At 55.5% G+C, this 15,657-nt stretch carries 12 protein-coding genes; 9 read left to right on the top strand and 3 right to left on the bottom strand.

From position 1 onward, the window contains the following. The first annotated feature begins 208 nt into the window (after positions 1-208). The 5 genes from GFM02_RS13525 to GFM02_RS13505 all read left to right on the top strand — a co-directional run bounded on the left by GFM02_RS13525 (position 209) and on the right by GFM02_RS13505 (position 6,898). A complete protein-coding gene (locus tag GFM02_RS13525; RefSeq protein WP_168272575.1) occupies positions 209-1,633 on the top strand; it encodes an O-antigen ligase family protein in 1,425 nt (474 codons plus the stop codon). Between the two features lie 289 nt (positions 1,634-1,922). Then, positions 1,923-3,134 (top strand): polysaccharide biosynthesis/export family protein, encoded by a 1,212-nt coding sequence (locus GFM02_RS13520; RefSeq protein ID WP_168272576.1) that lies wholly within the window; start codon positions 1,923-1,925, stop codon positions 3,132-3,134. Positions 3,135-3,206: 72 nt separating this feature from the next. Further along, positions 3,207-3,863 (top strand): sugar transporter, encoded by a 657-nt coding sequence (locus tag GFM02_RS13515; protein WP_168272577.1) that lies wholly within the window; start codon positions 3,207-3,209, stop codon positions 3,861-3,863. A gap of 54 nt (positions 3,864-3,917) precedes the next feature. Then, positions 3,918-6,194 carry a polysaccharide biosynthesis tyrosine autokinase gene (locus GFM02_RS13510; RefSeq protein WP_168272578.1) on the top strand — a complete coding sequence of 759 codons (2,277 nt, stop codon included), beginning with the start codon at positions 3,918-3,920 and terminating at the stop codon, positions 6,192-6,194. Continuing rightward, positions 6,194-6,898 (top strand): hypothetical protein, encoded by a 705-nt coding sequence (locus GFM02_RS13505; protein WP_168272579.1) that lies wholly within the window; start codon positions 6,194-6,196, stop codon positions 6,896-6,898. Before GFM02_RS13510 ends, GFM02_RS13505 begins: the two co-directional genes overlap by 1 nt. 236 nt (positions 6,899-7,134) lie before the next feature. Here the strand turns inward: GFM02_RS13505 and GFM02_RS13500 are convergent, their stop codons facing one another. Beyond that, entirely contained in the window at positions 7,135-7,833 is a 699-nt protein-coding gene (locus tag GFM02_RS13500; protein ID WP_168321886.1) for an Ig-like domain-containing protein, read from the bottom strand. Positions 7,834-8,522: 689 nt separating this feature from the next. On the opposite strand from GFM02_RS13500, the gene GFM02_RS13495 reads away from it, so the two are divergent. The 4 genes from GFM02_RS13495 to GFM02_RS13480 all read left to right on the top strand — a co-directional run bounded on the left by GFM02_RS13495 (position 8,523) and on the right by GFM02_RS13480 (position 14,536). Next, positions 8,523-10,133, top strand: coding sequence for a right-handed parallel beta-helix repeat-containing protein (locus GFM02_RS13495; protein WP_168321885.1), 1,611 nt, complete (start codon positions 8,523-8,525; stop codon positions 10,131-10,133). A 467-nt stretch (positions 10,134-10,600) separates the two neighbouring features. Continuing rightward, complete coding sequence (locus GFM02_RS13490; RefSeq protein ID WP_168321884.1) at positions 10,601-12,367, top strand: type I secretion system permease/ATPase; 1,767 nt, start codon at positions 10,601-10,603, stop codon at positions 12,365-12,367. Positions 12,368-12,382: 15 nt separating this feature from the next. Beyond that, positions 12,383-13,690: an HlyD family type I secretion periplasmic adaptor subunit gene (locus GFM02_RS13485; protein WP_025395613.1), complete on the top strand. Its 1,308-nt coding sequence runs from the start codon at positions 12,383-12,385 to the stop codon at positions 13,688-13,690. 150 nt (positions 13,691-13,840) lie between these two features. Beyond that, on the top strand, positions 13,841-14,536 hold the full coding sequence (locus GFM02_RS13480; RefSeq protein WP_168272608.1) for an SGNH/GDSL hydrolase family protein: 696 nt from the start codon (positions 13,841-13,843) through the stop codon (positions 14,534-14,536). 44 nt (positions 14,537-14,580) lie between these two features. On the opposite strand, the gene GFM02_RS13475 is transcribed toward GFM02_RS13480, so the two are convergent. Both GFM02_RS13475 and GFM02_RS13470 read right to left on the bottom strand, forming a co-directional pair. Continuing rightward, positions 14,581-15,057, bottom strand: coding sequence for a glycosyltransferase (locus GFM02_RS13475; RefSeq protein ID WP_168321883.1), 477 nt, complete (start codon positions 15,055-15,057; stop codon positions 14,581-14,583). After that, a complete protein-coding gene (locus GFM02_RS13470) occupies positions 15,054-15,512 on the bottom strand; it encodes a glucuronosyltransferase (RefSeq protein WP_011653119.1) in 459 nt (152 codons plus the stop codon). The genes GFM02_RS13475 and GFM02_RS13470 overlap by 4 nt, the downstream gene beginning before the upstream one ends. Between the last annotated feature and the right edge of the window lie 145 nt (positions 15,513-15,657).

Below are 15,657 nucleotides of genomic sequence, written 5' to 3'. Positions count from 1 at the left end.
GAACGTCTGTCCCGTTCCTGCTGCTTCAAGGAGCATAGCCAGGGCTTGTCTCGATTGATTTAAACGTTTCGCGACAATTTTAAATGATGTGGAATTCTGTTGCACTTTAACACGCAGGCGCTTGATATGCAACTTATGTTAGTACGGGAATATTGACCGTACTGGTTGTAGGCCCCTCATTCCCGCTGCTGCCGGTGAGCGAATTCAAATGTTACCCAACCTCATCAACAGGCAGATCATGCGGGAGGTGATCCTCGTTGTCTTCATTTGCCTGGTGATATTGACTTTTATTCCGTTCGGAAGCGTTACGTCCTTTCCCTTCGCCTTCGCTGCAATCGGAATGTTTGTGCTGGCGATTATTTCCGCGCTGTTGTTCGGGGAGCCGAGGCAGACCAGATCGGTTTTCAGCATCGCTTTGTTTCTGCTCGTCGTGCTGACAGGCTGGACGTTCATCCAGACCATCGAACTGCCTTCCAATTGGTTGGCCAATCCTGCCTGGAGTGCTGCGCGTGATCTGGCAGGTGTCCAGTACGCAGCGATCTCGGTCGAACCGGCCGACACGCTTGCGTCGATCCTGTGGATCGCCCTGCCTTTCGTCACATTTCTGACCGGGCTGCTCTTATGCGATACCGATCAGCGCGCGCGGAAAGTGCTGACGGGGCTCGGGCTTACGGCGGGCATTGTCGCTGTTTTCGGCCTTCTGCAGTTTTTGCTGTTTCCCAACATCCTGATCGTCGTGGAGAAACGCGCCTACCTCGACAGCCTGACTGCGGTCTTCGTCAACCGCAATACCGCCGCGACCTTCCTCGGGCTTGGAACGCTGCTGATGCTGACCCTGGTCAGGGACATAGCTCGTTCCTATTCAAACTATCCGCCCGGCGAACCGGGCCGAAACGCGCTTCTGTTGAGATCGTGGATCTATATCCTGCTCTTGTGCGCATGCTTCACCGCGCTGATGCTAAGCCGCTCGCGCGCCGGGATATTTGCGACCTTTGTTGCCGCTCTCATCTATTTTCCATGGCTTGTCCTCAATTGGAACGGCTCGAGGCGTCATCTGAGACCGGCGCCAAGATGGCGTTCGTTGCTGATACTCCTCTCGGCGATTGGTTTCGTCGTACTGCTGCTGACGGTGTTTGCGGGCCAGGCGATTTTGCGCGCGCAAGAGCGGCGACTTGAGGATGATGACCGGTTTTGCATCCTGCCTGGCATATGGCGTGCCATTTCGGATCATTGGTTGACGGGAACGGGGCTCGGAACCTTCCGGACTGTGTTTTCCGCCTACCGCGATCCGGCCTGCGGAATTTTCGGAGTCTTCGACCGCGCGCACAATTTCTATCTCGAAGGATTTCTGGGCCTCGGAATATTGTTCCCGATTGCGACGGTCCTTGCCTTCTCGGTGCTTGCCAGAGTGTTCCGGCGCGGGTTCGCCCAAAGACGGCGTCTCAGGCATTATGTTCTTCTTGGCCTGGCGGCGACCGTTTTGGTCGCCCTTCATGCGGCGGTCGATTTTTCGCTGCAGATACCGGGTTTTGCGGTGTTTTACTCCGCCTTCCTGAGTGCTGTTGTCGCGATATGTCTGGGACGCAGCAACGGAGAGGCGGACATGGCATATGAGCGGCCGTTAACCACGTAAAGTTTAAATGGATGGATTTTAATAAGATTTTCGGAAAAGATCGATTGTGCAGGTGCGAACGGTTGACTCTGAAACCCTAGAAATTTTATAGCGGGTGCAGCCTTCGGATTGTTGCGACGCAAGAAAAGTCGGACCGAAGTCGTTTTTCGCTTCCTAAGGGGCTCGGCGTTGCCAGCCTGCCACAGTTAGGGGAATGTTAATCGGCTTTAAGTGTTATTGATCGGGGATTGTCTTGTATTTTGTCAGATTGCGGGGCAGTAGCTTCAGGGGCGTAAACGCAGGGTATTCTATGGGTTGTTCTCGTATCGGTAGTACACGCGTCGCCATTGTTGTAGCGCTAACGACTATATTGGCAAGCTGCACGTCGTTGCCAAGATCCGGTCCCGATCACAAAGATGTTGATCGAGATGCAACGGTGAAAGTGACAACCAAGGAACGTCGCGTCGGTATCGACTACGCCCTGGTTGATCTCAGCAAGAACGTCCTGTCGTATTTTACTGCCCCCCAGCCGACCTCGTTCAAAGGGTTTGGTGGTGGTCGAGGCGGGGCGCCTGAAATTCCGCTCGGTTACGGCGACGTCGTCCAGGTTGCCATCTTCGAGGCCCAGTCGGGCGGTCTCTTCATTCCGTCCGATGCAGGTAGCCGACCCGGCAATTACATCTCGCTGCCGGAGCAGACCATCGATAGAAACGGAACGATCACAATTCCCTATGCGGGTCGGGTTCCGGCTGCCGGTCGCCTGAAGGAGACCGTGGAGCAGGACGTCGAGGATCGCCTGGCGAGCCGCGCGATCGAACCGCAGGTGGTTATCACGACAACGACAAGCCGCTCCAGTCAGGTTGCTGTGCTCGGTGATGTCAACAATCCCCAGCGCGTCGAGATCAGCCCGGCCGGTGAGCGTGTTCTCGATATCATTTCCGCCGCGGGCGGTTTGACGACCAACAATATCGAAACGAATGTGACGCTGCAGCGCCGCGGCAAGACGGCAACCGTCGCCTACACTACGCTGTTGAAGAACCCGGCAGAAAATATCTATGTAGCGCCGGATGATACGATCTCGATCGATCATGAGCGCCGCACCTATCTTGCGCTCGGTGCCGCAGGCACCAGCGGTCGCTTCGATTTCGAAGAGTCTGATCTAACCCTTGGAGAGGCAATCGCCAAGGCGGGCGGCCTACGCGACGACCGTGCCGATCCGGCTCAGGTCCTGCTTTATCGTCTTGTCCCGAAGAAAACGGTTCAAGCGATGCATGTGGACACGACGAGATTTGCGGGTGAAATGGTTCCGGTGATCATTCGTGCGAATATGCGCGACCCGGCAACCTTGTTTGCTGTTCAGCAATTCAAGATGGAAGACAAGGATATTATCTATATTTCCAATTCGGACTCTGTTGAACTGGTCAAGTTCCTTGACATCGTGAACTCGGTATCATCCACTGTTTCCGGCGTGGCCGACGATGCGAACGATACCAGTAACGCGGTACAGGATCTTGGAAATTGATTGAAATAGGCGGGCCGGTATCGATCGCGGATGATCAATGCCGGCAGCCTATTGCGGATTTGATGAAGGACTATGGTTATGGCAAGGTCAGGTGTTTATCGTAAGCTTGCATATAGCGGAATTGTCATCGCGATGTTTGCCGGCATGAATTCAAGCGCTTTTGCGGCAGCTTGCGTGAGGCTTTCAAATCTGACTTCCATCGATATCAGTGGATTTACGGCCAACCCCGCCGTTCTGCTTGATATCTCCGATCCGCTGGTTTTGTCATCGAGCGTCCGCGCGCTGGTTGGGAGCAGCAATGATGCGCTGTCGCCGGTGATCGAGCAGGCCAAGAAAGCCGATGCCGCACAGATGGCTGCTATCGGTTCCGGTCTTGGGCGGGCCGCAAACAGCTGCCAGGTAACGGATCCGCTATTCAAGCTGGCGATCGAAAAGGCTGTCGCCGAGGCGGCGAGCGCCGATCCGAATCTTGCACCGCTCCTTGCCGCCTTTGCGAAGGTTCTCGCCGAAGGCGGAACCGCGGCGCTCGGCCCGGGTGGAAGTGCTGCAGCCGCCGCATCCGGCATCGGCAACAATGGGTCGATTGGCCGGACGGGGCCGGGAGCGGACGACGGTACGCCGTTTGACGGCAGCGAGACAACCGCTGGCACGCTGAAGGTTTCGAATGCTGGGGCAGGGCAGTCGTCTGACTCGGCGGAATCGACTAGTGTTAGTATCCCGGTCATATAATAGCTGGAATTGCCCTTAGATCTTAGCGCTTGACGCATTTGTTGGAGATCGAAATTGCTATCGCCAGATAAACTTACACCGCGTATCGACCCCTCCCGCGATACCGGAAATGATGCCGATTTCATCGATTTCGACAAGCTCATCGCAATCGCCCGCCGACAGTGGCGGATGGTTGCGGCGTGCGGTTTCGCTTTTGCCGTTCTCGGCATTGTGTATGTGTTGACTTCGGTGCCTGTCTACACCGCCGACACGAGCGTGCTGATCGACCGCAGCGATAGTCAGGTGATCAACCAGCTGGCGGCTTTCGGCCAGATGGACGATGACGAAGGTACTGTCCTCAGTCAGGTCGAGCTTTTGAAGTCCGATACCATCGCCTATGCTGTTGTCGACAAACTGAAACTCGTCGACAATCCGGTGTTCACGGCACCGAAAAGCTCGCTTTTTTCTGTTTCAACGTTGAAATCCTTCGTGAATTTTCGGTCATGGTTTGCCGATGACGCAGCCGTCGCACCCGATCCGGAAAGGAAGCGGCGAAGCGCTGCGGAGACCGTCGCGGGCAACATCGACGTCGAACGCGTCGGTCGCTCCTATGTCCTCGATGTCAGCTATACCGCGCAGTCGCCCGATCTGGCGCGTGATATCGCGGCTGCCATCGCCGACGTCTATCTCGTCGACAAGCTCAATTCGAAATACGAGGCGACACGCCGGGCCGGCCAGTGGCTGCAGGAGCGTATCGAAGAGCTCCGGCAGCAGGCGTTGGACACCGACCTTGCGGTTCAGAAATTCCGCGGCGAGCATGGGCTTGTCGAGGCCGGATCCGGTACGCTGATCAGCGAGCAGCAGCTTTCCGAGATCAATACCCAATTGATCAATGCGCAAGCCGAGACAGCGAAGGCCGAGGCAAGATATGCGCGCGTCAAGTCGATCATCGACGCCAAGCAGACCGATGCGATCGTCACGGATGTGCTCGATAGCTCCATTTCGAACGACCTGCGCAAGAAATATCTGGAGGCTTCCAAGCTCGAGACCGAAATCGAGGCGCGGCTCGGTCCCGATCACGTCCAGGCGGTTCGGCTTCGTGCGGAAATGGAAGAGTATAAAAGGCTCATGTTCGATGAGTTGAACCGCATCGCCGAGAGCTACCAAAGCGAGTTGCAGGTCGCAAAGTCGCGGGAAAATTCTTTGCGCGACAGTGTCACGCAGGCGACGGGCGTTGCCGCAACGGCTGGCGAAACGCAGGTGCAGCTTCGCGAGCTCGAGCGTACGCGCGATACCTATAAGAATCTCTATCAGAGCTTCTTGACGCGCTACCAGGAAGCAATTCAGCAGCAGAGCTTTCCGATTACCGCTGCGCGCATCATCACGACGGCGGAGACGCCGACGAAGCCGAGCGCTCCGAAGAGAGCTCTCGTCGTTGCTTTCGCGATGTTCGTGGGATGTGCATTTGGAAGTGGTATAGCTGCCTTCCGCGAATTCCGGGATCGGTTCTTCCGCACCGGCGATGATGTCCGGGACGTGCTCGATGTCGAGTCTCTCGGTGTCATGCCGCTGATTGAAAACAACGTCGACGATCCGACGCTCGTTGATCCCAGCAATCCGCGAAGCATCGCCAGGGGTGGAAAGACGACGACCTATGTCGAGGAGCATCCGCTCTCGGCATTTGCCGAGACGCTTCGAAGCGCCAAGATTGCCATCGACCTCAGTGCTGCCGATCAGCGCTGTAAGGTCATCGGTGTCGTGTCGAGCTTGCCCGGCGAGGGGAAGTCGACGACATCCATCAATTTTGCCAAGCTCCTGGCGATGCAGGGTGCGCGTTGCCTGCTTATCGATGGCGATATGCGCAATCCCGGCGCCACCCGGGCGATCGGCCGCCATGCCGAGGCCGGCTTGCTCGAGGCGATCGTCGACAGCCGTCCGCTCAAGGATCTGATCCTTCTCGATCCAAAAACAAAGCTCGCATTTTTGCCGACGGTGGCACGATATCGTGTTCCGCATTCGTCGGAGCTACTCGCGTCACGCGGCATGGATCAGCTTCTTGAAACGGCGCGTCAAAGCTTCGACTATATTATAGTCGACCTGCCACCCCTGGCGCCGGTTGTGGATGCGCGCGCTATCAATTCGAAGCTCGATGCGGTGGTTTTCGTTATCGAGTGGGGAAAAACATCGCGCAAGGTCGTGCAGTCGACCCTGCTGTCCGAGCCGGAACTCTATGCGAAATGCGTCGGTACTATCTTGACCAAGGTCGACCCGTCGCAGATGAAACTCTACCGGACATTCGGTTCGAGCGAATATTATTATAAGCGTTATTCGCGATACTATACCGAAAGCTGATGTTCCGCAGTCAGTCCGTTTCGATTACCAGGATCGCCTTCGTTATCGTCACCGTGGTCTTGGTGGTGCTGGCCGGTCGAGAGCTCTACGCTTCGATAAGAACGGCCAGCATCTCGATCGTCGCCGAAAGGATCGAGCGGGGCGAGACCGTTGCGGATGATGTCGTGACCAAATATGCCTCGCGCAGTGTCGACGTCGTTGACGGACATTATTGTCGATCCGACATCGTGGCTGCAGGCGTAACCCTCGTTCTGGCGCAACTCGATCGGCAGAATGTCAATGTCAATTACGATGGCTGGGCCGCTGCGGCATCGAGTGCGCGCCAGTATCTGCGGCATGCGCTTTCGTGCATGCCGACGAACAGCAATTTTTGGCTTCGCCTTGCGGCCGTGCAGTCGACAATTGCAGAAGAGCCGGTCGCGATTGCGGGAATGATGAAGCGTTCGGTTGTGCTCGCGCCCTACGACCAGGTGATGATCCTGACGCGGTTTTATTTCTGGAACGATTTTACCGATGCAACGCTTGCCGCGGCAAAGCGCGCACTCGATAGCGATCTTACGACGATGCTGAAACTGGGCGATCGTTGCAGGGTCAACGCCACGATAAAAGAGATTAGCCCACAGCTTCGTCCAATCTTCGATCAAACCTGGACGAGCGTTGGAGAGGCTGCGACGGCGCGGTTCCGACAGCGTTGCAGCAAGTAAATCACCGAGGCGGTTTTCAAAGACAGTTCCAAGCTCCAAAAAGGCAGTGAACCAACGCCCGATGGAATATAATCGTGCTGTTCTGAAGGCAGTTCCGAGCACCGCTGAAGTTAGCAGTCCATCTGGGTTGCCGGCAGCTGCTCACTGCGGCTCATTCTCTTGATCGGAGCTCAACTTGTATAAAACAACGCCCGCTGCTTACGCGGCGGGCTTTGTTTTTGATTGGCTATCGATGATCAGACTTCTGCGTCCGCGCCAGTGATGTTGAGTGTCAGAACGCCGACGTCGGTGTGGCCTTCGCCGTCAGAGATCTTGTAGAATTGGATGGTTTCCGTGACGTGATCGCCCGGAGCAACATCCACTGCCAGATCATAGGTGAATGTTCCATCCGCTTTGACATGGAACGTGCCATACGTGCCGGCGACATCGGTCGTTGCGCTTGGATCGCCGTTTACGGTCGTGGCGCCGAACTGGCGGAGGAAGAGATGACCATTGTCGCCGGCAATGTCGTTGTCCAGGGCGTTGCCGCCGATGGCGTCGCCCTCGATGAAGCTATAGTGGTCGTCGACCGCGATCGGCTTTACCTGGGTTACGCCCTGGATGTTCAGCGTGAACAGGCCGACATCGGTATGACCGCTACCGTCGGAGATTTTGTACGAGACCTTCTCTTGGATCAATTCACCATTGGTGAAGCCGACCTTGGCAGCGTCGCTCAGGACATAAGTGTAACTACCGTCAGGCTTGACGAAGAAGGTGCCGTAGTCGCCCTGGATCTCTGTGACCTGGCTGTTGCCGCTCTTGGCGCCAACACTTGCGCCGTCGAAGGCGCGCAGGAACAGGTGTCCGTTATCGGATGAATCGTTGGAAAGCAGATTTCCTGAAATGGCGTCAGTTTCCAGGAATGTTGCACTATCGTCGGTTGCGTGAACAGCCATCGGTTCTCTCCTTGAATTGTTCTTTGCTAGGTCAATTCTGACCTTTAGCGAGCTGCCCGATTAAGGATATCTTAATACAGAGAGTCAAGGGTGTAATTAACAGCAAGTGAACGTTTTTGGGTATATCGTACAATAATGACACACCTGGAACTCGTATAAGACAATGAAACGCCAGAGGATTGCTACGTTAAAAATAAGAGAAAATGTCAAATGACAGATACGAATCCATTTTTCTTCAGGAGATAAGGATGTTTATTCAAAGGCAATTTATAAAAATACGCTGAGGTTCAGATGTGCAGATGAGATATTGACATAATCACTACGGGCTATGGCGTGACATCGCTGTATTGTTTCGTTGCTCGCTCGATCTCACGATTTTCGGCGAAGTAACTGATGTCGTGCTCTTGTTGCACATGTTTATCAAGTAAGGCCTCTTTCGAGGCGCAATTTTCGCAAATTAATATGCGCGTCCCGGAAGATGGTCTTAATGCCATTGCTGATGTCAGGTAATTCGTTTCATAATTGTGCAGCGCAACTTTTTTTGCAATGCGAAATATTAGAGAAGTGAAGATATTTTGTAGAGGATGTAAGAATTATCGCGAGATAGAACGCATTTTAGTGTTCCATTTTAGCAGGCGGAGAGAGGTCCGCAGGTAAAAGATTTTCCAGTATCTTTGGGAGATCACGGCGTGACCGTCTACTATGTAAATTCGGCGACAGGATCCAATCAGAACAGTGGAGTGAGCGAGCAGTCGGCTTTCGCGACGCTTTCCGCTGTCGAATCCTTGAGGCTAATGCCGGGAGACAGCGTGCTGCTTGCCGCCGGAAGTGTGTTTAACGAGCAATTCGACCTGAAATACTCCGGCACTGTCAGCTCTCCGATTACAATTGGCAGTTACGGCGTTGGCGATGCGCCGGTTATTCACAGTAGCAACGACGGCATCCACGGCTCGAAGGCTTCAAACATCATCGTGGAGAACATCAAGATTGCTGATACCGGCGGTGCGGCGATATATGCGGGAAATGTCTCCAACTGGACCGTCCGCAACGTCGAGGTCGAAAATACCGGACTTGCCGGCAAGCCCGGTTCCGTCAATTTCCAGAGCAGCCAGAACATTACCATCGAGAACAGCAAGATTTCCGGGGTAAATGGAGACGGCATCTGGATGGATAAAGTGATTGGCGTTACCATCGTTAATAATCTGGTCATCAACAGCCAGGGCGCTGCGGCAGACGCCGTTCAGTTGAACGACAGCAGCAATATCCTGATCAAAGGTAACCACCTAGAGCAGACGGAGACCAATAGCGCAAAGGGCGTCCTGGTGCTTGTTCGGGCTGTAAATGCAGCAGTCGAGGACAACACCGTGATCGGCGGCGGTTTCGGGATAGGTGCCAACGCGGGCACGAATATCGCCATCCACGACAACGACATCTCGGGATATGGCGGCTATAGCTGGTCCTACGGTATCGGCCTTGGCGATCAGGGCAATGCGACAAATTACGATATCAGTGGAAACTATATTCATGACGGCGTCTGGGGCGTGTCGATCAGCGCTGCAGGTTACCCAAGTTATGCACGCACCGATATCGATATTTATGGTAATGTCTTTGACGACCTGTCGTCCTCGGCGCTGAAGGTCGACAGGCCTGCATCCGGCTCTTTCTATGATAATATCATCGACAGCGCGGTGTCGACGTTGACGATGCCCGTCGCAATTGCCCTCCAGAGCACCTTCTTGATCAACGACAATAAGACCCTGGAGCAAGCGCAGGCCGAACTCGACGCCACGAGTGGCCACACCCCGTCCAACAGTGAGACGCCTACCACGCCGGTTGTGGAGCCGCCTGTCGAACCGTCAACACCGACGCAGACAAGCACTCCGGCGCCCGCGGACGAAGTGCAGGTTCCGACCGCACCCACCGTCGCCGTTCCCAGGATTGTCGCAGCCCATGACAGCCTGAAAATCTCCACGGATACCGGCGGTGCCTATCATGGCAACCTCCTCGAAAACGATAGCGCAATCAATGGAACCGTGCTGCTTCGTCGCTTCGGTGACAGTGCTGTGGATAAGCATGGCCTGACGCTGACCGGGAAATACGGCGTCATCCATGTGGAGAGCGATGGTGATTACACCTATACGGTCGATGCAGTGAAAATCGCCGGTCTCAGCGGAAAAGTCAGCGAATCCTTCCAATACAAGATTTCTGACGGCGCTTCTCACATCGATACCGACTCGCTCGGCGTGTATATCAATGTGGACGCGTTCCATAGCAACCAAGCGTCGCACCTGCTGGTTTGAATCACGCCAAAATTAGAGAGCGACGGCCCGCTGTTCAACACTTGAAAACTTGATGATGAAGGGGTGTCGGCGGTCGAAGGCGCGGATAAAAAATAGTTCCGCCGTTCATAGGAAAAATGAACTATAGATTGAATTTATAGTTAACGCCCCAGTAAACGTCGCTAATATGCGCGCGATACGTTCATCTCTCTGCGCCGTTGTTGGGCAATTTGCGATTTTCACTTGCTTAGGTTGGTATATTTAGCGTAGCGTCAAGTCAGAATCCCTGAAGCCGCTCGTTATAAATTGGAATTTTTGGTCACTTTTTGGTTGGATTCATGTAATAGGTCGTGGGCTTGCAAGCGGGTCCGGCGCCAGTGTCGGGGGTCCAAGGCAGTCGTGTCATTGATCGGGCGTGATGGACCCGGAGCTGGAGTGTGCGCCGGCATATTTGCTTTCGTGCGATGCGGTAAGAGAGGGATTACTTCGTGTTTCAGAGTTCAGCAGCTGATGTCAGCGAGCCATCCAAAGCATTAAAGAAATGCAAGGGAGGGCTTGTTTTCATTGGAATAGCAAGCGCGCTTATCAATATCCTATACCTTACAAGTTCATTTTTTATGCTTGAGGTGTATGACCGGGTCATTCCCAGCAAAAGCATACCTTCGCTGGCTGTCCTGGCAATACTTGCGTTGATGCTTTACACATTTCAAGGAGCGTTCGAGGTTCTGCGAAGCAGGATGCTGGTGCGTGTTGCCGGTGCGCTTGACGAGATGGTGAACGGGCGTGTGTTCCGCGCGCTGATCAAGGCTCCGTTGAAGGTCAAAATCGGCGGCGACGGGCTTCAGCCGTTGCGCGACTTCGACCAGATCAGAACCTTCCTGTCCGGCCAGGGCCCGACAGCGATGTTCGATCTGCCATGGTTGCCGTTCTATATCGTGATCTGCTTCCTCTTTCATCCGGCGATCGGATATATCGCGATTGGTGGATCGCTGGTTCTCGCCATCCTGACGTTCATGACGAATCAGGGAACGCGTACGCTCTCAAAAAAGCAATCTGACTCCGCCAATATGCGAAATGCCTTCGCGCAGACCTCGATCCGCAACTCCGAGGTCATCCACGCCATGGGCATGGCAGGCACAATGGCCGAAATCTGGGACCGCAAGAACAGTGAATACCGGACGATCACCCGGCAGGCATCGGATATCGGCAATGGCTATGCGACCTTGTCGAAGATTTTCCGTATTGCTTTGCAATCGGGAACGCTCGCGACCGGCGCAATACTGGTCATTCAAGGGCAGGCCTCTTCGGGAATTATCATCGCCGGCTCGATATTGACCTCTCGCGCTCTGGCGCCTGTCGAAGCGGCGATCGGAAATTGGCGTGGTTTCGTTTCTGCTCAGCAGAGCTGGGCGCGACTTTCGAGCCTGCTGAAAGCCATTCCTGAGATTCCGGCCCCTCTTGCGCTCGCGGCTCCTACCAAGCAAGTCACTGTCGAAGGACTGGCGAGCGGGCCGCCGGCGGGTCAGCGCCTGGTCATTTCCGATGTCAGCTTCGGCTTACGGGCAGGGAGCGCGCTTGGCGTCATTGGTTACAGTGCCTCGGGTAAGTCGTCCTTGGCACGGGCGATGATGGGCATCTGGCCGACCGTCAGAGGATCCATTCGCCTCGATGGCGCAGCACTCGACCAGTGGGACGGAGACGCACTTGGCCGGCATATCGGTTATCTCCCACAGGACGTGGAGCTTTTCTCGGGGACTGTTGCCCAGAATATCTGCCGTTTCGCGAAAGAGATGTCGCCTGAGGCGGTGGTTGCTGCGGCGAGGGCGGCGCGTGTTCACGATCTCATTCTTCGTCTGCCGAACGGTTACGAAACCGAAATCGGCGAAGGCGGTGCTGCGCTTTCGGCTGGCCAGAGACAGCGTATCGCGCTTGCACGAGCGCTTTACGGCGACCCATTCCTCGTTGTGCTCGACGAGCCAAACTCCAATCTCGATGAAGAAGGCGAGCGGGCGCTGAGTGCCGCGATCATGAGCGTGCGGGCGCGGGGCGGCATTGTGGTCGTCATCGCACATCGATCCGGGGTTCTGGCGGTCTGCGACTTCGTGCTGATGATGCAGGACGGCCGCATGATCGCGTTCGGTCCCAAAGAAGAAGTTCTGGCGAGAGTCAGCCGGCCGGAAGCGGCGCGCACGCCGATTGCCGAGCGCGTGGCTCAGCTTAAAGTCGTGGTCGACGGCATGAATGCGGCCGAATAAGCCAAAGGGAAGATTGTGAGTAAAGTTATCAGTGAATCGAAACGCTCCCTCAATCGGCATGTTGCCGTTGTCGGTGTGCTGTCGATAGCCCTCGTTTGCGGCATTGGCGGTTGGGCGGCGACGACAGAGCTTTCGAGCGCAGTCATCGGCGAGGGCGTGATCGTCGTCGACGGCGATGTCAAGAAAGTCCAGCACCTGACAGGTGGTATCGTGTCGGAATTGCTGGTTTCCGAAAACGACCATGTGACCGCCGGGCAGGTGCTGATACGGCTCGATGGGACGACGACGAGAGCGAATCTCTCGATTGTGGAAAGCACGCTCGCTCAGCTTTATGCGCGCCGCGCCCGTCTGAAGGCGGAACGAATCGGCGCAGATTCGTTCGAGGTCGAGGAAAACATCAGGGATCTGACATCCAGCACCTCCGCAGAGAAGCTTCTCGATGGCGAGCAGAAGTTGTTTGACAGTCGCAGGACGGCGCTTATCGGAATGAAGAGCCAGTTGGCATCGCGCAAGGACCAACTGGGCGAGCAGGTAAAGGGATTGGTCGTTCAGATCAATGCCACCAACGATGCCTTGGCTTTGATCGAACAGGAGCTTGAGGGCATTGATACGCTCTACAAGAAGGGGCTCGTCACGCTTCAGCGTCTGAATACGCTCAAGCGCGCCCGCGCCGATCTCCAGGGCAACAGCGGCCAGGAAATCGCAGCTAAGGCGGAGGCCGAAGGTAAGGCAATCGAGATCGATCGCCAGTCGATCCAGCTGGATGAGGATCGTCGTTCGGAGATTGCAAAAGACCTGACCGACGTCGAGGCGCAGATCGCCGAATATGAAGAACGCCGCGGAACCGCAGTCGATCAGCTGCACCGTCTCGACATTACCGCACCGTTGACTGGGCGAGTTCACGAACTTTCGGTTCACACCGTCAATGGTGTCATCGATCCCGGTCAGACGTTGATGCTTGTCGTTCCCGAAAATAACGAGCTTACGGTCCAGGCGAAAGTCGCCACCCGCGATATTGATCAGGTTCATGTCGGCCAGTCAGTCGATGTGCGTTTCAGCGCTTTCGATCAACGCACGACGCCTGATGTGGCCGGTGAGATTACCTCGATCGCGCCCGATATCGTCAAGGATGAGCGCACGGGCATCAGCTACTATCCGCTGCGCGTCAAGCCGAAAGCTGAAAGCATTGCCAAATTGAAGACGATAAAGCTCTATCCCGGCATGCCGGCGGAGGTCTTCATCAAGATCGGCGATCGGACCGTGATATCCTATCTGACGAAGCCGCTGACCGATCAGATGCAGCACGTATTTCGCCAGGAGTGATTGGCGGCTGTTTCACGCCGTTAAGAGCTCCGACGTTTCAAAGCTGCCGTTGTCATCTACCAGGATGGGGATTGGATGGTGTCGCATTGCTCGAACAGGCATGCGCGGCCATTTCACGAAATTGTCTCAAGCCTGCTGCAAGGTCTCCTCATGATATGTTTGGAGTTTTGGCGAGCGGTGCCGATTGAGAGGCGATCGGTCTATGGACTGGTTCTGTTTCTGGCGTGTCTGTTGATGCTTTCGGCGGTCAGGAACGGCTATGCCGATAGTCCTGTGCCGCTGAAAATAGTGGCCTTCGGAACATCCTTGACGGCGCGAGGGGGATGGCAGCCTGCCCTTGAGACGGAGCTTGCAGCCTGCTTGCATAAGCCGGTGAAGGTCGAGAGCGTTGCAAAAAGCGGTGAAACGTCACTGTGGGCTCTGACCCAGATTGATCGCGTCGTTGCCGAGCAGCCGGATATCATCCTGATTGAGCTCTACGCCAATGATGCGACATTGCATCGGTTCGTGTCGCTTGCGCAAAGCCGAAAGAATATCGGCGACATCCTCGACCAGCTCCGGCAGCGCCTGCCGCAAACGCGGATCATCGTCATGGCCATGAATCCGTTTTCAGGATTGCATGGGCTGATCCGTCCCTTTGTCGACAGTTATGTCTCTGCACATGAGGCGGAGGCGCAAAAACGTGGCCTGGAGTTTGTCGACCACCGGCCCAATTGGGAGCGTCTGACGCCGGATGATCTGGCCACGGCAATTCCTGATGGCGTGCATCCTCTGCCCGGCATAGCCTCCAAAATCATCGCACCTGAGCTCGTCAAACGTATCGCCGGCAACAGTTGCGGAGAATGAAAATTCGCTCGTGTACGCGTCACAACCTATGACGGCTCTCGGGGTCAGACTGCCGTAATATAGTTTTTCAGGTAGGTGACCAGCGAAGCCCGACCGACTTCCGACGAATCTTCGTGAGATGGGCTATCCAGCTCTTCGAGCAGATAGTTCCGGAGATCGTCATCGGTGTGTGCGACATAGATGCCCGGCCGGCCCACGAGCTGGCTCACCGTGGCGAGCTGATGATCGTTTCGGTGCTCGCCGAGAGCCGCCTGCCGGGGAACGAGAATGATCGGCTTTCCAAAACGCTTGGCCGTAAGCACGGTGCCAATTCCCGCATGAGAGACGATGACACTTGCATCGCGAAAGACGTTGTCAAAGTCCTTGGGCTCGATATTCTTAATCCATTTCATATTCTGTGGCGTGTAGGTGCCCTTGCCGATCTGCGCCAGAACCGGTTTCGACAGTTCGTTTGCGAAGGTGTCGACAGCCTTGACGAGGCGATCAAACGGCAGCTGCGTTCCGACGGTGACAAGGATCAAAGGACAGCTCCTGCGTAGTGGGGGCCATCCGGCCTCGACAGATGTTGCCATTGCGTGAGCCAGAGCGTCGCAATATGGCCGGCCAGTTTACCCGATAGAGACAGCTTCTCGACATTGGCGACGCTATCGATCCAGATCGTCCGCTTGCCCGTCAATTTGCCGGCCAGCAGGCAAAAAAGCCCGGGTGCGGCACCGGTCGAGATGATGACGTCGGGCCTGTGCTTGATGACGATGGAGAAGGCGGTGAAAAAGCACCGGATCGACATGGTAATCGAGTCGCGGCTGCAATCGGGAAGGACTAGTCCGCCGCGAATGTCGTATTTTGCAAGCAGTCCCGGAATGGTCGTTGCAAAGACGATATCGCAGCCCTCGAACGCGCCGCGCATGGCCATCAGCTGTTCCCAGTGGCCGCCTCCTGACGAGGCAGCGAGAACCTTCAATTTTTTCTCAGTCATAGACAGGCATCTCCTATATTTGACCGATGGATAAGGGCGAAAACCGTTCTGTTCGAACAGCGGTTGTGTCACGATAGTTCAGTAGAAGTGTACCATTTCTGGCCCGGTTGGTTGAAGCCATGAAGTTGATAAACCGGCAAGTACG

Origin of the sequence: Rhizobium leguminosarum bv. viciae (assembly GCF_012276115.1) — a bacterium.
Lineage (GTDB): Bacteria > Pseudomonadota > Alphaproteobacteria > Rhizobiales > Rhizobiaceae > Rhizobium > Rhizobium leguminosarum_T.
Note: the sequence above shows the minus strand (reverse complement) of the source record. Positions and strands in the feature narration are given on the sequence as shown.

Bases quoted from the DNA above. Each gene is read 5' to 3' on its own strand.
- GFM02_RS13525 (WP_168272575.1), top strand. From the start codon at position 209: ATGTTACCCAACCTCATCAACAGGCAGATCATGCGGGAGGTGATCCTC.
- GFM02_RS13520 (WP_168272576.1), top strand. From the start codon at position 1,923: ATGGGTTGTTCTCGTATCGGTAGTACACGCGTCGCCATTGTTGTAGCG.
- GFM02_RS13515 (WP_168272577.1), top strand. From the start codon at position 3,207: ATGGTTATGGCAAGGTCAGGTGTTTATCGTAAGCTTGCATATAGCGGA.
- GFM02_RS13505 (WP_168272579.1), top strand. From the start codon at position 6,194: ATGTTCCGCAGTCAGTCCGTTTCGATTACCAGGATCGCCTTCGTTATC.
- GFM02_RS13500 (WP_168321886.1), bottom strand. From the start codon at position 7,833: ATGGCTGTTCACGCAACCGACGATAGTGCAACATTCCTGGAAACTGAC.
- GFM02_RS13480 (WP_168272608.1), top strand. From the start codon at position 13,841: ATGATATGTTTGGAGTTTTGGCGAGCGGTGCCGATTGAGAGGCGATCG.
- GFM02_RS13470 (WP_011653119.1), bottom strand. From the start codon at position 15,512: ATGACTGAGAAAAAATTGAAGGTTCTCGCTGCCTCGTCAGGAGGCGGC.